This is a genomic window from Streptomyces sp. NPDC005784 (assembly GCF_042871525.1).
Taxonomy (GTDB): Bacteria; Actinomycetota; Actinomycetes; order Streptomycetales; family Streptomycetaceae; genus Streptomyces.
The window spans coordinates 62,732-85,842 of the sequence record NZ_JBIAIQ010000005.1 but is presented as its reverse complement, the minus strand read 5'-3'; the positions used below and the strand labels follow the sequence as shown (position 1 = coordinate 85,842).

The following is a 23,111-nucleotide window of genomic DNA, read 5'->3' as shown; positions in this document are numbered from 1 at the left end:
GTCGCAGCAGTGAGCGTTCAGCAGACAGCGGGACCGGACCCCTATTTCCCGGCCAACGGAGATCCCCGTTACCGGGTGCACCGGTACGAGCTCGCGCTGGACTACCGCCCCGGCCCGAACCGGCTCTCCGGCACCGCACGGATCAACGCCATAGCGGGCCGCTCCGCGCTGACCGAGTTCCAGCTGAACCTGGCCGACTTCCGGATCGGCCGGGTCCGGGTCGACGGCAAGGCACCGCACTACACGCACCGGGGCGGCAGGCTGCGGGTCCGTCCGCCGAAGCCGATACGGGCCGGCGCCGCCTTCACCGTCGAGGTGCACTGGTCGGGCAACCCCAAGCCGGTCAACAGCCCCTGGGGCGGGATCGGCTGGGAGGAGCTGGAGGACGGGGCGCTGGTGGCGAGCCAGCCGACCGGTTCGCCGTCCTGGTACCCGTGCAACGACCGGCCGGCCGACAAGGCCGCGTACCAGATCTCGATCACCACGCCCTCCGCGTACGCGGTGGTGGCCGGCGGGCGTCTGCTGACGCGGACCACGAAGGCGTCGACGACCACCTGGGTGTACGAGCAGTCGGCGCCGACCTCCAGCTATCTGGTGGGCCTGTCGATCGGCAAGTACCAGACGGTGCTGCTCGGCGACCCGGGCCTCGGGGGCGTACCGCAGTCCGGGCATCTGCCCGCGCAGCTCCTCCCTGAGTTCTCCCGGGACTTCGCGCGGCAGCCCGCGATGATGGAGCTGTTCGAGAGCGTCTTCGGGCCGTACCCGTTCGGCGAGTACGCGGTGGTGGTGACCGAGGAGGAGCTCGACGTCCCGGTCGAGGCGCAAGGTCTCTCGCTGTTCGGCGCCAACCATCTGGACGGGTCGCGGGGTTCGGAGCGGCTGATCGCGCACGAGCTGGCGCACCAGTGGTTCGGCAACAGCGTGACGATCGCGGACTGGCGGCACATCTGGCTGAACGAGGGGCTCGCGAAGTACGCCGAGTGGCTGTGGTCGGAGCGCTCCGGCGGGCGCCCGGCGCGTCAGCTGGCCGCCGCCGCGCACCGGAAGCTGTCCGCGCTGCCGCAGGACCTGCTGCTGTCCGACCCGGGCCGCAAGCTGATGTTCGACGACCGGCTCTACGAGCGCGGCGGGCTCACGGTGCACGCGATCCGCTGCGCGATGGGCGACGACGCCTTCTTCCGCATGCTGCGCGGCTGGGCGGCCCTGCACCGGGGCGGCGCGGTCACCACGGCCGTCTTCACCTCGCACGTCTCGCGTTACGCGGCCGAGCCCCTGGACGACCTCTTCGCGGCGTGGCTGTACGAGAGGGCGCTGCCGCCGTTGCCGGCGCAGGCCCCGCAGTTGCCTGCCCCGCAGATGCCGGCCCGGCCCACCTATCCGCCGACGAACGCGGACTCGGCGCGGGTCCGGGGAGAATGACGCCATGCCCAGCCGTTCCTGTCCTTGCGGGCTCGCCGAGCCGTACGCGCGCTGCTGCGGGCGCTTCCATCGCGGCGAGGCCGCCGCGCCGAGTGCCGAGGCGCTCATGCGGTCGCGGTACTGCGCCTTCGTGAAGGAGGACGAGGGGTACCTGCTGCGGACCTGGCATCCGGGGACGCGGCCGGCCCGGGTGGAGTTCGATGCCGGGATGCGGTGGACCGGCCTGGAGATCCTCGAGGCGGGCCAGGGCTCGGCGTTCCACAGCACGGGGACCGTGACCTTCCGGGCCTCGTACCGGGGCGGCTCGCTGCACGAGCGGAGCCGGTTCGAGCGGGTGGACGGGGCCTGGGTGTACGTGGACGGGGAGTTCCTCGACTGACCGTCGGGGCCAACTGACCCGTCCGGGTGCGCCGGTCGTCCGGGGTGCGCCGACACCGTCCGGGGCGCACTGACCGTCAGGGGGCCAGGACGTCCAGTTCCTGGAGTGCGCCGACGGTGATCTCGCGGGTGAGCCGCTCGGCGCGGGGCGCGTCTCCCTCGCGGACGGCCGCGGCGACCTGGACGTGCAGGGTGACGGCGGCGGGGTCGGGGTCCTCGAACATGACGTCGTGATGGGTGCGGCCGGACAGGACCTCCGCGACGACGTCACCGAGGCGGGCGAACATCTCGTTGCCCGACGCCTTGAGGATCACCCGGTGGAAGGCGACGTCGTGGACGAGGTACGCCTCGAGCTGCTGCCCGCGTGAGGTGGAGACCATGCCGAGCGCGCACTCGGTGAGCCGCGCGCACTGCTCGGCGGTGGCGTGCCGGGCGGCGAGCCCCGCGGCGACGGGTTCGATCGCCGAGCGCAGGACGGTGAGTGAGCGCAGCTGGTGGGGACGGTCGGCGCCGGCCAGCCGCCAGCGGATGACCTGAGGGTCGTAGACGTTCCACTCGGACTTGGGGCGGACCGTCACGCCGACGCGACGGCGGGACTCGACCAGATACATGGATTCGAGCACCCGGACCGCCTCGCGCATCACGGAACGGGACACCTCGAAGCGCTGCGCGAGTTCGTCGGTGCGCAGCACGCTCCCGGGCGGGTAGTCGCCCGCCGTGATCGCCGGCCCGAGGGATTCCAGTACGTGTCCGTGCAGTCCCCGGCCCCGTGTGGTCATGAAGCCAGCGTACGAGGCCGACGTCACCAATAAAAAGTCAGACTTATATGTCACACACTCTTGAATTCGTCGTACCTAATACGTTTCAGTGGCGTCGACATCAGATGGCGACGAAGACAGCGAGAGCGCGATGCAGCACAGTCCCAACCCCCATGTCGTCGTGGTCATGGGCGTCGCAGGTACCGGGAAGACCACCGTCGGCCCGCTGCTCGCGGCCCGGCTCGGCGTTCCGTACGCCGAGGGCGACGACTTCCACCCGCAGGCCAACATCGCCAAGATGACGGCCGGGACGCCGCTGACCGACGAGGACCGGTGGCCGTGGCTGGACGCCATCGGGCACTGGGCGCACGACCGGGCCGGGCTCGGTGGTGTGGTCAGCAGTTCGGCGCTGAAGCGCGGATACCGGGACCGGCTGCGGGCGGCGGCGCCCGGGGTCGTCTTCGTCCATCTCACCGGCGACCGGGCACTCATCGAGGACCGGATGTCGCACCGCAAGGGGCACTTCATGCCCACAGCACTCCTGGACTCGCAGTTCGCCACGCTCCAGCCGCTGGCGGCGGACGAGGCGGGGGTCCAGGTGGACGTGTCCGGCGACCCCGCCGAGATCACCGAGCGGGCCGTAGCGGCGCTCGACGGCCTCGCACCGCCCCGGCGTTAGCCGCATCTCTCGCGGTGACTCCGTCCCCTCACGGTGTCGCCCGTCCCTCACCGCGCCGACCCGCCCCGCCCCGCGCGGCGGGGGTGTCGTCTCCACCCGTGCCTTCGCCGTGCTTTCCCCGTGCCTTCCCCGTGATTTCCCTACGGAAGGCACGTCTTCGCGCACCACCTTCCCCGCGTCCGTTTCTCAAGCAAGGGAACAACCGTGACCAGACTCAGTGTCGAGACGCTGGCAGCGGACACCGTCGAACCGATCACCTCGGCGGGCCACGCTCAACTGGGCATAGCCGTGCTGGCGGGCATCGCCGTCATAGTCCTGCTCATCACCAAGTTCAAGCTGCACGCCTTTCTGGCCCTGACCATCGGCTCACTGGCCCTCGGCGCGTTCGCCGGTGCCCCCCTCGACAAGGTCATCGTCAGCTTCACCACCGGACTCGGCTCGACCGTGGCAGGTGTGGGTGTCCTGATCGCCCTCGGCGCGATCCTCGGCAAACTGCTCGCCGACTCGGGCGGCGCCGACCAGATCGTCGACACGATCCTCGCCAGGGCGGGCGGGCGCGCCATGCCGTGGGCGATGGTGCTGATCGCCTCGGTGATCGGTCTGCCGCTGTTCTTCGAGGTCGGCATCGTGCTGCTGATCCCGGTGGTCCTGATGGTCGCCAGGCGCGGCAACTACTCGCTGATGCGCATCGGCATCCCGGCGCTCGCGGGCCTGTCGGTGATGCACGGTCTGATTCCGCCGCACCCCGGCCCGCTGGTCGCGATCGACGCGGTCAAGGCGAACCTCGGCATCACTCTCGCCCTCGGTGTCCTGATCGCCATCCCGACGGTGATCATCGCCGGTCCCGTGTTCTCGCGGTACGCGGCCCGCTGGGTGGACGTCCAGGCCCCCGACCGCATGGTCCCGCAGCGTGCTTCGGAGGACCTGGAGAAGCGCCCGAGCTTCGGCGCGACCCTCGCCACCATGCTGCTGCCGGTGGTGCTGATGCTGGCCAAGGCGCTGGTGGACATCGTCGTCGACGACCCGACGGACATGACGCAGCGCGTCTTCGACGTCGTCGGAGCTCCTCTGATCGCCCTGCTCGCGGCCGTGATCGTGGGCATGTTCACCCTGGGCCGGGCGGCGGGCTTCACCAAGGACCGCATCTCGACGACCGTCGAGAAGTCCCTCGCGCCCATCGCCGGCATCCTGCTGATCGTGGGCGCGGGCGGCGGCTTCAAGCAGACACTGATCGACTCCGGTGTGGGCCGGATGATCCTGGAGATCTCCCAGGACTGGTCGATCCCCGCGCTGCTGCTGGCCTGGCTGATCGCGGTGGCGATCCGGCTCGCGACCGGCTCGGCGACCGTCGCCACCATCTCGGCGGCCGGTCTGGTCGCGCCCCTCGCGGCCGACATGTCGACCACCCACACCTCCCTGCTCGTCCTCGCGATCGGCGCGGGCTCGCTCTTCTTCAGCCACGTCAACGACGCCGGCTTCTGGCTGGTGAAGGAGTACTTCGGCCTGAGCGTCGGCGAGACCGTCAAGACCTGGTCCGTCATGGAGACGATCATCTCGGTGGTGGCCGGAGGACTGGTGCTGCTGCTGTCCCTGGTCATCTAGGGCCTGCACGGATCCAGGGTCTGTACGGATCCAGGGTCTGTACGGCCGTGATCGGGCCGTGGGGAGAGCCGAGTTCGGCTCCCCACGGCCCGATCGTCGTCGTGGGTCGTCAGCGCCGGCTCACGGTCGCCACAGCGGGTGTTCGCGGTCGGCCCACTGCCGGCTCACCGATCCCGTGCGCAGGCCGCGCCGCGCCTCCGGGTCGCCGAGCGCCATGCCGACGTGGCCCGCGAGGACGATGCCGGCGGTGAGGGCCAGCCAGTCGTGGACGAAGGTCGCCGAGGTGCGCCACATCAGCGGGGTGAGGTGGGTGAACCACATCAGCAGGCCCGTGCCCAGCATCACCAGCGTGGCCCCGGCGATCCAGGCGGCGTAGATCTTCTGTCCGGCGTTGAACTTGCCCGCCGGGCGCGACCGGTGGTCCTTGTCGCGGCGCAGCGCCGCCCGCAGCCACACCCGGTCGTGCGGGCCGAAGCGGTTCAGGAAGCCCAGGTCGCGGCGGAACGCGCGGGAGGCCAGGCCCGCCAGGACCGGTACCGGAAGCATCACACCGGCCAACTCGTGGACGCGGACGACGAGTTCGCGACGGCCGACGAGTTCGGCGAATTGGGGGATGTAGAGGCAGGCCGCGGTGGCCACGCACACCCCCATCAGGAGGGCGGTGACCCGGTGCACCCAGTGCTCGGCCCGGGTGAAGCGCCGTACGTGGGAGGAGTGCGCGGACACGTCCGGGGTGTCGTCAACTCGTGGGTTCATCGTCGCGTCCGTTCGAACGGCCGACCCAGGCGTCGACGTCGTACCCCCGGTCCTCCCAGTACCCGGGACGGACGTCCTCGGTGACGGTGATGCCGGAGAGCCACTTGGCGGATTTGTAGAAGTACATCGGGGCCACGTAGAGGCGCACGGGGCCGCCGTGGTTGTGGCCGACTGGCTTGTCCTGCATCCGCAGTGCCACCAGGACGTCCGGGCGGCGGGCCTGGCGCATGGTGAGGCTCTCCGTGTACGTGCCGTCGAAGCAGGTGAAGCGGATCGCCCCGGCGGTGCGGTGCACCCCGGCGGCGTCGAGCAGGTGGGACAGTTGTACGCCCTCGAAGGGGGTGCCGGGCACCCGCCAGCCGGTGACGCACTGGACGTCGTGCACCAGGCGGGTCTGCGGCAGGGCGCGCAGGTCGGCGAGGGTGTAGCTGGTGGGACGGTCGACCAGGCCGTCGACGGTGAGCCGGTAGTTCGTCTCGTTCTTGTGGGGGACGGACGCGGCCACCGAGTAGTAGCGGAAGCCGCCGCCGTTGGGCAGCAGCCCGGTCAGACCTGTGGGGTCCTTCTGGGATGCGCCGGCGAGGAAGGCTTCCATCCCGCGCTGGAGCGTGGGCGCGGTCAGTACGCCGAGGGCGCCGAGTCCGAGCGTGCCGAGCAGCACCCGGCGGCCGATGGGCCTGCCGCGCTCCGCGGGGTCCTCGTGTTCTTCGTGCTCTTCGCGCGCGTGGCGCTCTTCGGGAGCCCGCGGCTCCGGCCGTTCCGGCTCGCGAGGCTGCGGCCGCTCCGGTTCCCTCGGCTTCGGTCGCTCCGGGTCCGGTTCCCCGGGCCTTTCAGTGTTCACCCCTTGATTCGAGCACCCGCGACCCCCAAAAAGCCAGCGGTGGCGGGTGCTCGTCAGCGTTCCGTCATCTCTTCTCACGTAGGGTCCGGGAACTTCGGCCCCGGAGAGGACGGCCGGGCCTCATCAGGAGGCGGACTCGGCCGCCTTGTCCAACTGGAACGCCTCGTTGCCGAGGCCGATCCGGGCGTGCGCCTCGGGCTTGCGGGAGCGCAGTACCAGACCCTGGACCAGTCCGACGACCAGCGCGACCCCGATGACGGCGGGCAGCAGCACGTTCAGGACGGAGTCCGGACCCGCGCCGACGAGCACGTCGAAGTCCTTGACCGTGTAGACCGCGATGACGATCAGGGCCACGCCCGCGATCGCGGAGGTGACCAGCCGCCACAACTGGGCGCGGGCCGCGCCGCGGCGGACGAAGAACACGATGACCGACAGCGAGGCGGCCGCCATCAGAAGGGTGACGCCGAGCGCTCCGACGTTGCCGCCCCAGGTGAACAACTGGAGCACGGGCGCGGTCGGGTCGCCGGTCGGCTTGTCGTCGGCCAGGGCGAAGCCGCCGACCACGATCAGCGAGACGACGGTGTGCAGGAGGGAGCCGGTGCCGGGGGCGCCGCTTGCCCCGGAGGTGCGGCCGAACGCGGTGGGCAGCAGACCCTCGCGGCCCATGGCGAAGGCGTACCGCGCGACGACGTTGTGGAAGCTGAGCAGTGCCGCGAACATGCCGGTCACGAACAGCACGTGCAGGACGTCCGTGAAGGTGGAGCCGAGCCGTGACTCGGTGAGGAAGAACAGCAGACCGGCGCTCTGCTTCTGGGACGTCCCGACGATCGCGGAGGGACCGGTGGCGATGGTGAGAGCCCAGGAGCTGATCGCGAAGAAGACGGCGACGAAGCCGATCGCGAGGAACATGACGCGCGGCACGAGGATGTGCGGGCGGCTGGTCTCCTCGGCGTACACCGGGGCCTGTTCGAAGCCGGTGAAGGCCGCGATGCAGAAGCAGAGTGCGGTGCCGAGCCCCGCTCCGGTGAGGGTGTCCGGGTTGAAGGCGTGCAGCGACAGGCCCTGCTTGGCGGGATCGCCGATGGCCGCGACATCGAAGACGACGACGAGCGTCACCTCGATGATCAGCAGCACGCCGAGCACCCAGGCGTTGACGTCGATCTTCAGCCAGGCCAGCGCGCCCACGACGAGCACTGCGACCAACGCCGGTATCCACCAGGCGACTTCGGTGTCGAGGTAGGTGGCGAACAGCCCGGAGACCTCGAAGCCGAAGAGTCCGTAGATGCCGACCTGGAGCGCGCTGTAGGCGACGAGGGCGACCGCGGCCGCACCCGCGCCCGGGGTGCCGCCGAGCCCGCGCGAGATGTACGCGTAGAAGGCGCCCGCGTTGTGGACGTGCCGGCTCATCTCGGCGTACCCGACGCTGAAGAGCACGAGGACGATGCCGAGGATGACGAAGAGCAGGGGCTGCCCGACGATGCCCATCACCGCGAATGTGGCGGGCATGACACCCGCGACCACCATGAGCGGGGCCGTCGCCGCGAGGACGGACAGCAACAGCCCTCCCGTGCCCAGTCGGCCGGCGCGCAGGGCCCGGTCCTGGCCCTTGAAGGTGCTGATGCCGGCGCCGTCGGCGTCCGGTCTTCCCGTGCTCGACGTACTCGATGTGCTCGAACTGCCCGTGGTCATCGCGGGGTCGTCCTTTCGGATGTCGGGTCTTCGGGGGCGTTCACACCGTGCCGAGCGCGCTGTCGCGCGCGGCACGGAAGGCTTGGTACCCATCGCGGTCCGGGTACGACCACGGAGCCGGGGTCGCGTGCTCCCCGATGCGGTGGAACAGGGCGGCGGCCTCGCCGTCCCGGCCTTCGCAGATCTTGGCGTGGGCAAGGAAGTTGAGGTCGACGAGTCGGCGCGGATGGTCGCCGTGCTCCCACTCCAGCCACCAGTCGAAGGCGGCTTTCATCACCTGGCGGGCCCGGCGCCCGGCCCAGTGTCCGGAGGCGACCGGGTCGGCGGGCTCGCTCCCGGCGCCGGCGAGCACACGGAAGCGCTCGGCGTGCGCGACGACCGGAAGGATCGCGAGAGGCGAGTCGGCGGGCGCCTGTTCGGCCGACCAGTTGGCGAAGTCGTACACCTCATGAAGGGGGTCCTGGCCCGCGGCGGCGCGGCGCTCGGCGAGCCGGGCGACCATCAGATGGTGCGCGTGGTGGTGGACGGCGTGCCGGTGGCGCACCTCGTCGAAGAGCCGGACCACCTCGTCCTCGGCGCCGAGGGCGCGCTCCAGGAGGAGCAGACCGAGCCAGGGGGTGGGGTCGTCGGGAGCGAGGGCCGCGGCCCGGTGGCAGGCCTCGCGGGCGCTCTCCGGGCGTTCCTTGCCGTGCAGGGCGCGTTCCACGGTGGCGCAGCCGAGGAGTACGGCGGCGTCGGGGGACTCCGGTTCGGCGAGCTGCCAGTCGCGGGCCCAGGCGAGCGTCGCGGACTCCTGCGCGAGGACGGTGACGCGGTGCCCTCGGCGGTCCCAGTCGTCGCCGGTGGCAGCGAGCAGCGCGCGGACGTCGGTCCACCGCCCCTGGTTCAACGAGGTGCGTGCGGCAACGAGTCCGGCGTCGTCGAGGGCGGCGTCGAACGCCTGGGACGCCCGCTTGCGGCCGCGGCCCAGCGGAGGAGGGGGTGGTGACACCGCTGCTCAACCTCACAGGCGCGGTTCGTCAAGGAGTGATCACGCACAGCAAACCCGGAGCCATGGGTTCAAGTCAAGCTCCGGCCAAGTCACTACACGTGTCAACTGCCTTTACTTGCGCTGTAGTTGACTGAACGCCGCCCCCAACATCCTGAACGACCGCCTATCCCCAACGACTTGAACAGCCATCTTGTCTCCACAACCTGAAGGACCACCTTGTGCCCACGCGTTGAGCAGCCGACCCGGGACCGATGGCTTGAACAGCCGCTCGACCAAACGGCCGAACGGCCGCCCAGGACCGATGCCTTGGGCGGCCGTCACAACCTCACGCACTGAACGGCCGCCCGGGACGGGCGACTTGACCGAGCGCCTCGGGGGTGATCAGTTCACCGCCTTGGCCGCCGCCCGGCCCGCCGTGCGGCCGGAGAAGAGGCAGCCGCCGAGGAAGGTGCCTTCCAGCGACCGGTATCCATGGACTCCGCCACCGCCGAAACCGGCGGCCTCACCGGCGGCGTACACACCCTCCAGCGGGTCGCCGCCCTCCGTCAGCACCCGCGACGAGAGGTCCGTCTCCAGGCCGCCGAGGGTCTTGCGCGTCAGGATGTTGAGGCGCACCGCGATCAGCGGACCGGCCTTGGGGTCGAGGATGCGGTGCGGGGTCGCGGTGCGGATCAGCTTGTCGCCGAGGTAGTTGCGGGCCCCGCGGATGGACATGACCTGGAGGTCCTTGGTGAAGGGGTTGGCGATCTCCCGGTCGCGCGCGACGATCTCGCGGCGCAGCGCCGCCTCGTCGATGAGCGGCTTCTCGGTGAGGGCGTTCATCCCGCGGACCAGCGCGCCGAGGTCGTTCTCCACGACGAAGTCGGCGCCGTTGTCCATGAACGCCTTGACCGGTCCGGGCACGTCCGCGCGGGCCCGCCCGATGACGCCCCTGATCGACTTGCCGGTCAGATCCGGGTTCTGCTCCGAACCGGAGAGCGCGAACTCCTTGCCGATGATCTTCTGGTCGAGCACGAACCAGGTGTAGTCGTACCCGGTCCGCATGATGTGTTCGAGGGTGCCGAGCGTGTCGAAGCCGGGGAAGAGCGGTACCGGGAGCCGGTTGCCGCGCGCGTCCAGCCAGAGGGAGGAGGGGCCCGGCAGGATGCGGATGCCGTGCTTGTCCCAGATGGGGTTCCAGTTCTGGATGCCCTCGGTGTAGTGCCACATGCGGTCGCGGTTGATGAGGCGGGCGCCGGCCTCCTCCGTGATCCCGAGCATGGCGCCGTCGACGTGGGCGGGGACACCGGAGATCATCCGCTCGGGCGGAGTGCCGAGCCGCTCGGGCCAGTTGGCACGCACGAGGTCGTGATTGCCGCCGATGCCGCCGGAGGTGACGATCACGGCCTGGGCCCTGAGTTCGAAGGCGCCGGTGACCGTACGGCTGCTGGCCTGGCCGCGCTCGATGCCGGACGGCTCCAGGATCTCCCCGGTGACGGTGTCGACGGAGCCCGCGCTGCGGGACAGACCGGTGACCCGGTGCCGGAACCTCAGCTCGACCAGGCCGCGGGCGACCCCTTCCCGTACCCGCCGCTCGAAGGGCGCGACGAGGCCGGGTCCGGTGCCCCAGGTGATGTGGAAGCGCGGCACCGAGTTGCCGTGCCCGTTGGCGTCGTAGCCCCCGCGCTCGGCCCAGCCCACCACCGGGAAGAAGCGCACACCCTGCTGGTGCAGCCAGGGCCGCTTCTCGCCGGCCGCGAAGTCGACGTACGCCTCGGCCCACTGGCGCGGCCAGTGGTCCTCGGGCCGGTCGAAGCCCGCCGTGCCCATCCAGTCCTGCAGGGCGAGCGCGTGAGTGTCCTTGATCCGCATGCGGCGCTGCTCGGGCGAGTCGACGAAGAAGAGCCCGCCGAAGGACCAGTGGGCCTGACCGCCGATCGACTGCTCGGGCTCCTGGTCGAGGAGGATCACCTTGCGGCCCGCGTCGACGAGCTCCGCGGTCGCCGCGAGCCCCGCAAGGCCCGCTCCGATGACGATCACATCTGCGTCGTAGGCCATGGGCCCGTCCTCTCGACATTCCGACTGGTCGGACCGGTCGACGCCAAAAAGGGCGCTTTGATGACATTCGTCACGAACCGATCGACAGCGTGCTGGTTGGTGAGACATTGGTGGTGGTCGGCCGTACGGCCGGCCGGCACTTGTTACTGATCGGTCAGATCCTTCGGCAAGAAAGGTGACCGAGTCAACTGCCTGGATCTCGGTACTCCCGGGGGCAGGCCCCCGGCCCATGGCACTACATTCGGCGGGAAACGCAACACTGGCCCGCCCCGACTCCCGATGTTTCGAGGTACCCAGCGTGTCGGTACTGGTTCTGGTCCTCGCTGTGAGCGCGGCCTGCTGTCTGGGCTTCGGCTTCGTGCTCCAGCAGAACGCCGCCTCGCACGCCCCGCTCAGCGACTTCCTCTCCCCCCGCCTGCTGCTCGACCTCATCCGGGTCCCGCGCTGGCTGGGCGGCATCGGGCTCATGGTGTGCGGCATGGTGCTCGGCGCGATCGCGCTCGGCAACGGCGAGGTCTCGCTGGTGGAACCGCTCCTCGCGACCAACCTGCTCTTCGCGCTCGCGCTCTCCCGCCACCAGACCAAACAGCCGCTGGGCCGGCAGGGCTGGTCCGGGCTCCTGCTGCTCGCGGGCGGTGTCTCGGCGTTCATCGTGGCCGGGCAGCCGCAGGGCGGCGACGCGGTCGACGACCCGCTGCGGCACTGGCTGATCATCGGGATCGTGGTCGGGCTCGCCCTGCTGCTCACCACCTATGCGAAACGGTCCCGGCTGAGCGCCGGTCCCGTGCTGCTCGCCACCGCCGCCGGGCTGCTGTACGGCCTGCAGGACGCGCTCACCCGGGTCAGCGGCCAGCGGTTCAGCGCCGGCGGCTGGACCGAGCTGATCACCGGCTGGCAGCCGTACGCGGTGCTCGTCCTCGGCGTGACCGGTCTGATCCTGGTCCAGAGCGCCTTCGAGACCGCACCGCTGCGGATGTCACTGCCCGCGCTCACCGCCGCCCAGCCACTGGCCGGCATCGCCTGCGGGGTGGGCTTCCTCGGGGACCAGCTGCGCACCGACGCCGGCGCCCTCGCCTGGCAGGCCGCGGGGCTCGCGGGCGTCGTGACGGGAATCGTCCTGCTGGGCATGCACCCGGCGATGCCCTCGGGCACGGCGGAACCGGAACGCTCGCGGGACCTCCAGCCGCACTGAGCGAGTCCCTGGCCCACCCGGGCCCGGTACCACCTCACTCGACCCCCGCACGACCCCCGTTCCGCCCCCGCACGGCCCCCAGAGGGCATCGCACGGCACGCCGGCGGCTCCCCGCAACACCCGGGCGGCCCACGTATCGCCCCCTCAGAGGCGTCACGAGCTGCTTGGATGGATCCATGAGTGCCGCTGACGAGATCCTCGACATCGTGGACGAGAACGACCAGGTCATCGGGCAGTCCCCGCGCGGGGAGGCTTACGCGCGGGGGCTGCGCCACCGGTGCGTGTTCATCGAGGCGCGGGACGCCGAGGGCCGGGTCTTCGTCCATCGGCGCACCCCAACGAAACTGGTGTTCCCGTCGTTCTACGACATGTTCGTCGGCGGAGTCGTCGGCGCGGGCGAGTCCTACGACGACGCGGCGCTGCGCGAGGCCGAGGAGGAACTCGGCGTCTTCGGGCTCCCCCGGCCGACTCCCCTTTTCAAGTTCCTGTACGACGACGGGGCCGGCGCGACCTGGTGGTCGGCCGTGTACGAGGTCCGCTGCGAGCTTCCGGTGAACCCGCAGGTGGAGGAGGTCGCCTGGCACGACTTCCTCCCCGATGAAGAGGTGGAGCGCCGGCTGTCCGAGTGGACCTGGGTGCCGGACGGACTGGCGGCCTACGAGCGGCTCACGGACTACCGGGCGATGGACTGAGCGTCCGGGTTCGGGAACGGTGACGGGCGGCACCGGCAGCGACCCTCGCCAGGCTCCCCGGTAGGGTCCTGGGCGTGATCGAACTCGTGCGCAATGTCCGGATGTGGTTCGCGCCGCAGGAGATCCGGGACGAGGGCAAGACCCCGGACTACCGGTTCTCGCTGGCCAATGAGCGGACCTTTCTGGCCTGGCTGCGCACCGCGCTCGCACTCATCGGCGGGGGCTTCGCCGTGGACCAGTTCCTGCCGGACCTGCGCTGGGCCTGGCGGGCGGGCCTCGCCCTGGCGCTGCTGGCGGCGGGCGTGCTCTGCGCGCTGCGGGCCGTCAATCACTGGGTGCGCTGCGAGCGGGCGATACGGCGCGGCGAGGACCTGCCGGTGTCGCGCTTCCCGGCGGTGCTGAGCATCGTCGTCGCGGTCGTCGCCGTCGCGATGGTCGTCGTCGTGCTCGTCGGCTGGGCGGGATGACCACGCCCGCCCGGGAGGAACGGGACCCGGGCCTCCAGCCGGAACGTACCCGGCTGGCCTGGCGCCGTACGACCCTCTCCAGCACCGTCGTCGCTGTGCTCGCCGCGAAGGCGGCCCTGCACGACAGTGGCTCGGCCGCCGGGATCGTGGCGTGCGCGTTCTGCTGCATTCTCTGGCTGGGCTTCCTCGGCCTCGCCCACCTCCGCATCCGGACACTGGCGACCGCAGGCGCGGCGGGTCCGGCGGCGCTCACCCCCCGGCACGCGACGGCGACGGCCCTGTGCGCGGTGGCGCTGGCCGTGTGCGCGGTGGCGTTCGTGTTCTAGCGGTGGCGGCTGTCGTTCTCCAGCGATCGGCGCTCCGGCGGCGGCCGTTTTCCGGTGATCGATGTTCCGGCGGCGGCTGCGCCCTCCCTGCGGTGGCGGCCGGGTCGGCGGGCGACCGCGCTGTTCCCGCGGCGCCCACGGCGCCGCCTGGGCGGCGTCGGCAGCTCTCCGGCACGCGGGCGCCACGCGCCCCGAAATGGCCTGAATCGGGATGGTTTGTGGCGATAGCCTGGGTTGTCGCTCCACCCCCGCGCAGCGCGGGCGACGCGTCACGCGGGCACTCCATTCCACGTCACAGCCGAAGGTGAGCAAATTGACCACCCTTCACCAGGAGCACCCCACCCACCAGCACGTCCACGGTCCGAAGTGCGGTCACACCGAGGTACGGCACGGGGACCACGTCGACTACGCGCACGACGGGCATCTGCACCGCGAGCACGCGGGACACTGGGACGAGTGCGAGCCGAGCGGTCACGCGGCGCACGACCGGCACGCCCATCAGCACGGCGAGGGCTGCGGGCATCCCGCCGTGGCGCACGGCGACCACGTCGACTATCTGCACGACGGCCACCGGCACGCCGAGCACGACGGCCACTGGGACGACCACTGACCTCTCAGCACCGGCCCCCGTTATCTTTTTCGCGGTCCTGCAATGGGACCGCTGGCCTCCGGGCCCGGCATGACTGTGTCCCCCTGTCGAAGGCATGACCTGGGGGGTGGTGTCACCGGGCTCGGGAGGTGTCGTCGGAGACGCTGATGAGAGGTCCGGCCACCGCCCGGCCTGGCGCAACGCCGGACAGCTCGCGGGCGGCAGGTCTGCATAACGTGGATGCGCGCGCACGACACCACCGCCGAGGCCGGCACCGTCCACCTCCCCTGGAAGGGCGCGATGTTCGACACGGAAGACGTCGGAGTGTTCCTCGGCCTGGACGTCGGCAAGAGTACGCACCACGGCCACGGGCTCACCCCGGCCGGGAAGAAGGTCTTCGACAAACAGCTGCCCAACAGCGAGCCGAAGCTGCGGGCGGTGTTCGACAAGCTCACCGCGAAGTTCGGCACCGTCCTGGTGATCGTGGACCAGCCGGCCTCGATCGGCGCCCTGCCGCTGACCGTCGCCCGTGACGCGGGCTGCCAGGTCGCCTACCTGCCCGGCCTGGCGATGCGGCGGATCGCCGACCTCTACCCGGGCGAGGCGAAGACCGACGCCAAGGACGCGACCGTGATCGCGGACGCGGCCCGCACCATGCCCCACACCCTGCGCTCCCTGGAACTGACCGACGAGATCACCGCCGAGCTGACCGTGCTGACCGGCTTCGACCAGGACCTCGCCGCCGAGGCCACCCGCACCAGCAACCGGATACGCGGCCTGCTCACCCAGTTCCATCCCTCGCTGGAACGCGTCCTGGGCCCACGCCTCGATCACCAGGCCGTCACCTGGCTCCTGGAACGCCACGGCTCTCCGGCCGCCCTGCGCAAGGCCGGCCGCCGCAGACTCGTCGAGCTGATCCGGCCCAGGGCCCCGCGCATGGCCACCCGGCTGATCGACGAGGTCTTCGACGCACTCGACGAACAGACCGTCGTCGTCCCGGGCACCGCCACTCTCGACATCGTCGTGCCCTCCCTGGCTGCCTCGCTCGCCGCCGTCCACACCCAGCGCCGGGCTCTGGAAGCACAGATCAACGCCCTGCTGGAGGCCCACCCTCTTTCCCCGGTCCTGACGTCGATGCCCGGCGTCGGCGTCAGGACCGCCGCCGTCCTGCTGACCACCGTCGGCGACGGCACCAGCTTCCCCACCGCCGCCCACCTCGCCTCCTACGCCGGACTCGCCCCCACCACGAAGCAGTCGGGCACCTCCATCCACGGCGAACACGCACCACGAGGCGGAAACCGGCAGCTCAAACGCGCCATGTTCCTCTCCGCCTTCGCCTGCATGAACGCCGACCCGGCCTCCCGCACCTACTACGACAAGCAACGCGCCCGCGGAAAGACCCACACCCAGGCCCTCCTCCGCCTCGCCCGCCAACGCATCAGCGTCCTGTTCGCCATGCTCCGCGACGGCACCTTCTACGAACCCCGAACCCCCACGGACGTCGAACTCGCTACATGACCTCAGCAAGCCCAAACCACCCCAAACCCAACATGGGCGCCTTGACGAAAGACATAGAGGCACCCCCCCGGCCCCGACGGCGTCTCCCCCGGGCTCGCGCCCCGAGGGAGACGCCGATCACGTTTCGCGCAGCCGCTGGACGACATACCGACTGGTCGGCATCATAGTCACGTCCCGTTCCCGTGTGCTGAGGAGCAATGATGAGCCCGGACCACCCGCCAGGTCTCGATCTCGACCGGTTGCGCGGCCTGCTCGACCGTGAGCGGCCCGGACTGGTGAACGGCCCGCTGACCGGCCGACTGATCGAGGGCGGACGGTCGAACCTCACCTACGCGGTCTCCGACGGCACCGCCCAGTGGGTCGTACGGCGTCCTCCGCTGGGCCATGTGCTGGCCACGGCGCACGACATGAAGCGCGAGCACCGGGTGATCAGCGCGCTGCACCCGACGGCCGTGCCGGTCCCGAACCCCGTGCTGCTGTGCGAGGACGAGTCGGTGCTCGGCGCCCCGTTCTATGTCATGGAGTTCGTGGAGGGCACCCCGTTCCGCACCGCCGGCCAGCTCGTCCCGCTCGGCCCGCAGCGCACCCGCGACGCGGTGCTCGGCCTGGTCGACACACTGGTCGAACTGCACGCGGTGGATCCCGCCGAGGTGGGTCTCGCCGACTTCGGCCGCCCCGAGGGCTTCCTGGACCGGCAACTGCGCCGCTGGGGCAAGCAGTTGGACGCGTCCCGGAACCGCGAGCTCGCCGGCATCGACGAGTTGCACGCAGCTCTGGGACGCGACCTGCCCGCCTCCCCCGCGCCCACCGTCGTCCACGGCGACTACCGGCTCGACAACGTACTGATCGGGCCCGACGACCGGATCAGGGCGATCCTGGACTGGGAGATGTCCACGCTCGGGGATCCGCTCACCGACCTGGGGCTGCTCGTCATGTACAGCACCCCCCTGGACCTGCCCAACTCGCCCATCAGCACGACCGCTTCGGCCGCCGGCCACCCGGAGGCGGCCGAGATCGTCGAGCGGTACGCCGCGCGCTCGGGGCGCGACGTCTCCGCGGTCTCCTGGTACACGGCCTTCGCCTGGTTCAAGCTCGCCGTGATCCTGGAGGGCATCCACTACCGCTACACCAAGGGCCAGACGGTCGGCGCCGGTTTCGACCGCATCGGCGAACTGACCCCCGTCTTCATCGAGCACGGCCTGACCACCCTTCAGGAAGGCTGATCCGCCATGGACTTCGGATTCGACGCACGCACCGAAGAGCTGCGCCAGAAGCTGCTCGCCTTCATGGACGAGTACGTCTATCCGGCGGAGGCCGTCGCGGAGGAGCAGCGCGCCCTGCTGGCCTCGCCGTGGGACACGCCCGCCGTGGTCGGCGAGCTGAAGGCCGAGGCGCGCAGGCAGGGCCTGTGGAACCTCTTCCTTCCGGACGCCGAGTACGGTGCCGGGCTGACGAACCTGCAGTACGCACCGCTCGCCGAAATCACCGGCCGCAGCCCGCACTTGGCGCCCACCGCACTGAACTGCGCGGCCCCCGACACCGGCAACATGGAGGTGCTCACCCAGTTCGGCGACGAGCGCCAGAAGAAGCAGTGGCTGGAGCCGCTGCTCGCCGGTGAGATCCGCTCCGCGTTCGCGATGACCGAGCCGGAGGTCGCGTCCTCCGACGCCACGAACATCACCACGCTGATCAAGCGCGACGGCGACGAGTATGTCATCACGGGCCGCAAGTGGTACATCTCGGGGGCGATGAACCCCGACTGCAAGATCTTCATCGTGATGGGCAAGACGGACCCGGACGGCGCCGACATCCGCCGCCAGCAGTCGATGGTCCTGGTCCCGCGCGACACACCGGGCCTCGTCGTCCGGCGCGCCATGCAGGTGTACGGCTACGAGGACCACTCCCACGGCGGGCACGCGGAGGTCGTCTTCGACCACGTCCGGGTGCCGGTGAGCAACCTGATCGGCGAGGAGGGCGGCGGTTTCGCCATCGCGCAGGCGCGGCTCGGTCCCGGCCGGATCCACCACTGCATGCGGCTGATCGGCATGGCCGAGCGGGCCATCGAGCTGATGTGCAGGCGGGCGGTGTCCCGTACGGCGTTCGGCAAGCCGCTGGCCCAGCAGGGTGTCGTCCAGAACTGGATCGCCGACGCGCGGGTCGCCGTCGAGCAGCTGCGTCTGCTGGTCCTGAAGACCGCCTGGATGATGGACACGGTCGGCAACAAGGGCGCCCACACGGAGATCCAGGCCATCAAGATCGCCACTCCGCGCACGGTCGTCGACATCCTCGACAAGGCCGTCCAGCTGCACGGTGCGGGCGGTGTCAGCCAGGACTTCCCGCTGGCCGAACTGTGGGCCGCCGCGCGGACGCTGAAGCTCGCCGACGGACCGGACGAGGTCCACCAGCGCTCACTGGCGCGCCAGGAGATCAAGAAGTACGTCTGACCGACAAGAACAGACCGAGGCCCCACCGTTCGGTGGGGCCTCGGTCTGCTTGTCGTGCCCGCCGCTGCCGCTACGGGCGCAGTGCGCGCAGGAGCAGGTCCGCCAGGTGGTCGGCGACCTGCTGGGGGGCGAGGGGACCGTCGGGGCGGTACCACGTCGACAGGTGGTGGACCGAGCCGAAGTGGTAGTCGACGACCAGGTCCGCGGGGGTGGCCGTGGAGAAGACGCCCTTCTTCTGGCCCTCCTCGATCAGGGCGCGGAAGCGCTCGTGGTAGCGGCGCCGCTCGGAGCGCACCTGCTTGAGCTTCTCGGGGCCGAGGTGGTGCATGGAACGGAAGAAGATCGAGGCGTCGTCGAGGTTGTCGATGGTCGTGACGACCACGTCGGCCGCCGCTCCCCTCAGCCGTTCCTCCACCGGCGCGTCCGCGTCCGCGAACGCGTCGAGCCGCTCCTGCTGGAGGCGCAGCACGCGCGCGTAGACCTCGTGCAGGAGGTCGTCCTTGGAGCCGAAGTAGTGGTACAGCGCCCCTTTGGTGACGCCCGCCGCCTCGACGATCTCCTGCACCGAGGTGCGGTCGTAACCCTGCTCGGCGAAGAGCCGTGTGGCGGCGGCGAGCAGCCGCTGCGGGACGGGCGTACCGTCACCGTCCGTCGTCCTGGGCACTGCCGCCACCTGCTTTCCGTGCGTTCACATCGATAACCGTCGTCCGCGAAGAGTCCTGGGGACCACTGACCGTCCTGGGGGCTACTGGGAGTCCTGGGACCGGGAACGCAGTTCCCGACGGAGGATCTTCCCACTCGCCGTCTTCGGCAGTTCGGGCAGGATCTCCACCCGCCGCGGATATTTGTAGGCGGCCAGTCTCTCCTTGCAGTACGCGGCCAGCGCGGCGGGGTCCTCGGTAGCGCCCGGCCGCAGGCTGATGTACGCCATGACGGTCTCCCCGCGGTAGCCGTCCGGGACCCCGACGACGGCCGCCTCGCGGACCGCCGGGTGGGTGTGCAGGACGTCCTCGACCTCGCGCGGCCAGACCTTGAAGCCGGACGCGTTGATCATGTCCTTCTTCCGGTCGACCACGTAGAGCCAGCCGTTCTCGTCCATGAAGCCGATGTCGCCGGTGTGCAGCTCGCCGTCCGGGAAGGTCTCGGCGGTCGCTTCGGGACGGCGCCAGTAGCCGGGGACGACCTGCGGACCGCGCACGAGGATCTCGCCCTGCTCTCCGAAGGGGACCTCCTCGCCCAGGTCGTCGACGATGCGTACGACCGATTCCGGGCCCGGTACTCCCACGGCCAGGGTCCCGGAGGCCGGGTCCACCGGGGCCTCCAGGCCCGGCGGCACGGAAGCGCACGGCGCCGTGCACTCGGTGAGCCCGTAGCCGTTGCGGATGTACGGCCCGAAGCCGGCCCGGAACCTCTCGACGAGGGCGGGCGGCAGCGGGGCGCCGCCGGAGGAGATGTGCGCGAAGGAGGAGAAGTGGTCCGGCGTCACCGCCGGGTGGGCGGCCAGCGCCATGAAGGCGGTCGAGGGGCCGACCGTGTAGAGCGGCCGGTGCTCGGCGAAGGCGTCGAGGACGACCCCGGCCTCGAAGCGGTACGCGAGGACCAGCGTGCCCGCGCTGTCGAGGCAGGCGGCGAGCTGGCAGACCATCCCGGTGATGTGGAACAGCGGCGCCATCGCGAAGTACACCGGCGCCTCGGGCAGCGCGAGGCCGGTCCGCTGCCGCTCGGCGTTGTACATGATGTTGCCGTGCGTGTTGGTGGCTCCCTTGGGGGTGCCGCTGGTGCCCGAGGTGTAGCTGATCAGCGCGGTGTCGGCCGGGCCGAGGGCACGGTCGGCGGGCGCCTTGTGTCCTTGCCTGGCGACGGTGAGGAGATCGTCGGCCGCCGCGTCCCGGGGCAGTCGCTCGAAGGCCAGCACCCGCGGGTCGTCGCGGGTCTGGAGATCCCGTTCACAGGCCGTCAGGACGACCCGTACGGGCGAGTCGGCGGCGGTCTCGCGCAGATACGTGTCCCAGGCGCGGTCGGAGCAGACGAGGGTGCTCACCTCGGCGTCGTGCAGGACGTGCCGGACCTCGCCGGACTTGTACATCGGGTTGACCGGCACGACCGTCGCGCCGGCCTTCCAGGCGCCGAGCAGGGCGAGCACGAAGTGCGGCGAGTTCTGGAGCATGATCGCCACCCGGTCGCCCCGCTCCACACCGCGGGCGGCGAGGTGCCCGGCCACAGAGTCGCTCAGGTCGTCGACCTCGCGGTAGCTCAGCCGCCCGTCGAAGTAGGCGAGCGCGGTGCGGTCCGGGGTGTGCGCGACCACGTCCCGGATGGCGTGGACCAGGGTGTCCGCGGGGCTCACCGGGCCGCGCTGCGCCTCGTTGAGCAGTGCCACCCAGGGCCGGTCTGCGTAGCGAGTCACTCGGTGGTCTCCCACTTCTGCTGGAGGTGGTTCATGTTCGTCATCCAGCGGTCGGGGTCGGCGGCCCGCGCCTGGTAGTACCCCGCGACCTCTGGGTGCGGCAGGATCAGGAAGCGGTCCTCCTCGATCCCCTTCATGAGCGCGTCGGCGACGGCCTCGGGCTCGATGGCGGTCGGCTGGAGCACCAGGTCGCCCGCGCTGCCGGTGGCGTCGAGCATGTCGGTGCGCACGCCCTGGGGACAGATCGCGTGCACCTTCAGACCGCGGTGGCGGTACGTCAGCGACAGCCACTCGGCGAACGCGTACGCGCCGTGCTTGGTGACGCTGTACGGCGCGGCACCGATCATGGTGAGCAGTCCGGCGGCCGAGACGGTCGAGACGAAACGGCCGCTGCCGCGCTCCAGCCAGTCCGGCAGCAGCGCCTCGGCGGCGCGTACGTGCGCCATCACGTTGACGTCCCAGGCCAGGGCCCAGACGTTCTCGCCTGCCGCTTCGGAGCCGCCCGAGGCCACTCCCGCGTTCGCGCAGTAGACGTCGACCGCGCCGCCGAGGGCGTCGCGGGCCTCGGCCACGATCAGGGAGGCGTCGCCGACGACCGCTGTGCCGCCGATCTCGTCGGCCACGGCCTTCACCTTGTCCGGGTCGAGGTCGTTGACCACGACCCGCGCTCCCTCGGCTGCGAAACGGCGGGCCAGCGCGGCCCCTATGCCGCCCCCCGCTCCGGTGACGACGACTCCCGCACCCTGCATGGCTTCCACCACGGGTCTCCTTCGACGCGACGTGACACGGCTCTGCTGCGACTCCAGACTAACCAGTCGGTATGTAACAAGGGAAGGGTTCCCCTCCGCCGCGCGGGCGACCGCGTGACGAGCCACGACAGGCCGGTGGGATCCGTGCCCTACGAACTTCCCCCGGGAGCCCTTAGCGTGCCTGTGCCAACCTTCCGCGATCACGGAGGTCCCACCATGCGCATGTCCCGACGGTCACTGCTCGCGGCCGGCACCGCCGCGGCGGCCCTCACGCCTCTGCCCGCCGGGGCGGCGGTGCGGACCGCGAGCCCCGGCACCCGGCTCCGCACCGGCTTCGAGCGTCTCGCCGGGGCCGGGTACTCCCAACTCGGCGGCGGGCGCGTCGGCATGGTCACCAACCCTACGGGCATCACCCGCGACGTCCGCCACATCGTCGACGTCATGCACGCCGACGACCGCGTGAACCTGGTCGCCGTCTTCGGCCCCGAGCACGGTTTCCGGGGCACCGCGCAGGCCGGGGGCTCCGAGGGCCGCTACGACGACCCGGCGACCGGACTCCCCGTCTACGACACGTACTTGAAGAGCGGTCAGGCCCTGGCCGACATCTTCAGCGCTTCCGGCGTGGACACCGTCGTCTTCGACATCCAGGACGTGGGAGCGCGCTTCTACACGTACATCTGGACGCTGTACGACTGCATGGAGGCGGCGCAGCTCGCCGGCAAGCGGTTCGTGGTGCTCGACCGGCCGAACCCGGTCACCGGCCGGTCGGCCCAAGGACCGGTCCTGCACAAGGAGTTCGCGACGTTCGTCGGGCGGCAGCCGATCTCTCAGGCGCACGGGATGACGGTGGCGGAGCTGGCCCGGCTGTTCAACGGGGAGTTCCTGGCGGCGCCCGTGGAACTGGACACCGTACTGATGTCGGGCTGGCGGCGCGGGGAGTTCTACGACGCCTCGGGGCTGCCCTGGGTGCCGCCGAGCCCGAACATGCCGACGGCGGACACCGCACTGGTGTACTCCGGGACCTGTCTCTTCGAGGGGACGAACCTGTCGGAGGGGCGGGGCACGACGCGGCCGTTCGAACTGCTCGGCGCGGAGGGCGTCGACGGGCACTGGGCCGCGGCGGCCGGTGAACTGGGGCTGTCCGGCGTGCACTTCAGAGAGGCGTACTTCGCTCCCACCTTCTCCAAGTTCCAGGGCAAGACCATCGGGGGCGTCCAGATCCATGTGCACGACCGGGCGGCGTACGAGCCCGTCCGCACCGGAATCGCCCTCCTGGTGACCGCGAAGAGGGTGTGGAGCGGCTTCGCCTGGCGCTCCGACAACTGGATCGACAAGCTGACGGGCTCGACACTGGCGCGCACGATGATCGACGCGGGCGCGGGCACCGACGAGGTCGTCGCGGCCTGGCAGGACGAGCTGGAGGCCTTCCGCAGGATTCGGAAGCATTACCTCATCTACAAGTGAGCCGCCCCCCTTTTCCACGGACGAGTGACGGATGCGTGACGAGTAAGTCGTGATGTATGGCCAACTTTCCCCGCCGGGTGGACGATGCGCCCATATCGCGCCACTCGCGGGGT

At 70.8% G+C, this 23,111-nt stretch carries 22 protein-coding genes; 13 read left to right on the top strand and 9 right to left on the bottom strand.

All coding sequences use genetic code 11. The features are described 5' to 3' along the window. The first annotated feature begins 9 nt into the window (after window positions 1-9). Window positions 10-1,419: a M1 family metallopeptidase gene (locus ACFYR3_RS10760; RefSeq protein WP_355839908.1), complete on the top strand. Its 1,410-nt coding sequence runs from the start codon at window positions 10-12 to the stop codon at window positions 1,417-1,419. A gap of 4 nt (window positions 1,420-1,423) precedes the next feature. After that, window positions 1,424-1,798, top strand: coding sequence for a YchJ family protein (locus ACFYR3_RS10755; RefSeq protein WP_389282471.1), 375 nt, complete (start codon window positions 1,424-1,426; stop codon window positions 1,796-1,798). Window positions 1,799-1,874: 76 nt separating this feature from the next. On the opposite strand, the gene ACFYR3_RS10750 is transcribed toward ACFYR3_RS10755, so the two are convergent. Then, complete coding sequence (locus ACFYR3_RS10750) at window positions 1,875-2,576, bottom strand: FadR/GntR family transcriptional regulator (protein ID WP_355839912.1); 702 nt, start codon at window positions 2,574-2,576, stop codon at window positions 1,875-1,877. 130 nt (window positions 2,577-2,706) lie between these two features. Between ACFYR3_RS10750 and ACFYR3_RS10745 the strand changes: the two genes are divergently transcribed. After that, window positions 2,707-3,234 carry a gluconokinase gene (locus ACFYR3_RS10745; protein ID WP_389282469.1) on the top strand — a complete coding sequence of 176 codons (528 nt, stop codon included), beginning with the start codon at window positions 2,707-2,709 and terminating at the stop codon, window positions 3,232-3,234. 204 nt (window positions 3,235-3,438) lie between these two features. Next, the gene (locus ACFYR3_RS10740) at window positions 3,439-4,836 is read left to right on the top strand and encodes a gluconate:H+ symporter (RefSeq protein WP_355839916.1); all 1,398 of its coding nucleotides are present in this window, start codon (window positions 3,439-3,441) and stop codon (window positions 4,834-4,836) included. A 120-nt stretch (window positions 4,837-4,956) separates the two neighbouring features. Here the strand turns inward: ACFYR3_RS10740 and ACFYR3_RS10735 are convergent, their stop codons facing one another. From ACFYR3_RS10735 to ACFYR3_RS10715, 5 genes are all read right to left on the bottom strand, one after another. Further along, on the bottom strand, window positions 4,957-5,592 hold the full coding sequence (locus ACFYR3_RS10735; protein ID WP_355839918.1) for a cytochrome b/b6 domain-containing protein: 636 nt from the start codon (window positions 5,590-5,592) through the stop codon (window positions 4,957-4,959). After that, the gene (locus tag ACFYR3_RS10730) at window positions 5,576-6,433 is read right to left on the bottom strand and encodes a molybdopterin-dependent oxidoreductase (RefSeq protein WP_389282466.1); all 858 of its coding nucleotides are present in this window, start codon (window positions 6,431-6,433) and stop codon (window positions 5,576-5,578) included. Before ACFYR3_RS10730 ends, ACFYR3_RS10735 begins: the two co-directional genes overlap by 17 nt. Window positions 6,434-6,556: 123 nt before the next feature. Then, a complete protein-coding gene (locus ACFYR3_RS10725; RefSeq protein WP_355839920.1) occupies window positions 6,557-8,122 on the bottom strand; it encodes an APC family permease in 1,566 nt (521 codons plus the stop codon). A gap of 40 nt (window positions 8,123-8,162) precedes the next feature. Then, the gene (locus ACFYR3_RS10720; protein WP_355839922.1) at window positions 8,163-9,113 is read right to left on the bottom strand and encodes a hypothetical protein; all 951 of its coding nucleotides are present in this window, start codon (window positions 9,111-9,113) and stop codon (window positions 8,163-8,165) included. 381 nt (window positions 9,114-9,494) lie between these two features. Continuing rightward, entirely contained in the window at window positions 9,495-11,150 is a 1,656-nt protein-coding gene (locus tag ACFYR3_RS10715; RefSeq protein ID WP_355839924.1) for an FAD-binding dehydrogenase, read from the bottom strand. A gap of 298 nt (window positions 11,151-11,448) precedes the next feature. Here ACFYR3_RS10715 and ACFYR3_RS10710 point away from each other — a divergent pair, with 298 nt between their 5' ends. The 8 genes from ACFYR3_RS10710 (at window position 11,449) to ACFYR3_RS10675 (ending at window position 18,378) form a co-directional block, all read left to right on the top strand. Continuing rightward, window positions 11,449-12,342 (top strand): DMT family transporter, encoded by an 894-nt coding sequence (locus tag ACFYR3_RS10710; protein ID WP_355839926.1) that lies wholly within the window; start codon window positions 11,449-11,451, stop codon window positions 12,340-12,342. A 176-nt stretch (window positions 12,343-12,518) separates the two neighbouring features. Further along, complete coding sequence (locus ACFYR3_RS10705; RefSeq protein WP_355839928.1) at window positions 12,519-13,034, top strand: NUDIX domain-containing protein; 516 nt, start codon at window positions 12,519-12,521, stop codon at window positions 13,032-13,034. A gap of 74 nt (window positions 13,035-13,108) precedes the next feature. Beyond that, window positions 13,109-13,501 carry a DUF202 domain-containing protein gene (locus ACFYR3_RS10700; protein ID WP_355839930.1) on the top strand — a complete coding sequence of 131 codons (393 nt, stop codon included), beginning with the start codon at window positions 13,109-13,111 and terminating at the stop codon, window positions 13,499-13,501. Beyond that, window positions 13,498-13,827 carry a DUF202 domain-containing protein gene (locus ACFYR3_RS10695; RefSeq protein ID WP_389282463.1) on the top strand — a complete coding sequence of 110 codons (330 nt, stop codon included), beginning with the start codon at window positions 13,498-13,500 and terminating at the stop codon, window positions 13,825-13,827. Before ACFYR3_RS10700 ends, ACFYR3_RS10695 begins: the two co-directional genes overlap by 4 nt. Before the next feature lie 313 nt (window positions 13,828-14,140). Beyond that, complete coding sequence (locus tag ACFYR3_RS10690; RefSeq protein WP_355839933.1) at window positions 14,141-14,437, top strand: hypothetical protein; 297 nt, start codon at window positions 14,141-14,143, stop codon at window positions 14,435-14,437. Window positions 14,438-14,716: 279 nt separating this feature from the next. Continuing rightward, window positions 14,717-15,934, top strand: a complete 1,218-nt coding sequence (locus ACFYR3_RS10685; RefSeq protein WP_389282704.1) for an IS110 family transposase — start codon at window positions 14,717-14,719, stop codon at window positions 15,932-15,934. Between the two features lie 200 nt (window positions 15,935-16,134). Beyond that, a complete protein-coding gene (locus ACFYR3_RS10680) occupies window positions 16,135-17,157 on the top strand; it encodes a phosphotransferase family protein (RefSeq protein ID WP_355840013.1) in 1,023 nt (340 codons plus the stop codon). 6 nt (window positions 17,158-17,163) lie between these two features. Next, window positions 17,164-18,378, top strand: a complete 1,215-nt coding sequence (locus ACFYR3_RS10675; RefSeq protein WP_389282462.1) for an acyl-CoA dehydrogenase family protein — start codon at window positions 17,164-17,166, stop codon at window positions 18,376-18,378. A gap of 70 nt (window positions 18,379-18,448) precedes the next feature. Here ACFYR3_RS10675 and ACFYR3_RS10670 read toward each other — a convergent pair whose 3' ends face one another. From ACFYR3_RS10670 to ACFYR3_RS10660, 3 genes are all read right to left on the bottom strand, one after another. Next, window positions 18,449-19,042 (bottom strand): TetR/AcrR family transcriptional regulator, encoded by a 594-nt coding sequence (locus ACFYR3_RS10670; RefSeq protein WP_261709683.1) that lies wholly within the window; start codon window positions 19,040-19,042, stop codon window positions 18,449-18,451. 81 nt (window positions 19,043-19,123) lie between these two features. Further along, window positions 19,124-20,785 carry an AMP-binding protein gene (locus ACFYR3_RS10665; protein ID WP_355839937.1) on the bottom strand — a complete coding sequence of 554 codons (1,662 nt, stop codon included), beginning with the start codon at window positions 20,783-20,785 and terminating at the stop codon, window positions 19,124-19,126. Further along, window positions 20,782-21,546, bottom strand: a complete 765-nt coding sequence (locus ACFYR3_RS10660; protein WP_355839939.1) for an SDR family oxidoreductase — start codon at window positions 21,544-21,546, stop codon at window positions 20,782-20,784. The genes ACFYR3_RS10665 and ACFYR3_RS10660 overlap by 4 nt, the downstream gene beginning before the upstream one ends. Window positions 21,547-21,750: 204 nt before the next feature. Between ACFYR3_RS10660 and ACFYR3_RS10655 the strand changes: the two genes are divergently transcribed. Continuing rightward, window positions 21,751-22,998, top strand: a complete 1,248-nt coding sequence (locus tag ACFYR3_RS10655; RefSeq protein WP_389282460.1) for an exo-beta-N-acetylmuramidase NamZ domain-containing protein — start codon at window positions 21,751-21,753, stop codon at window positions 22,996-22,998. Window positions 22,999-23,111: the final 113 nt, after the last annotated feature.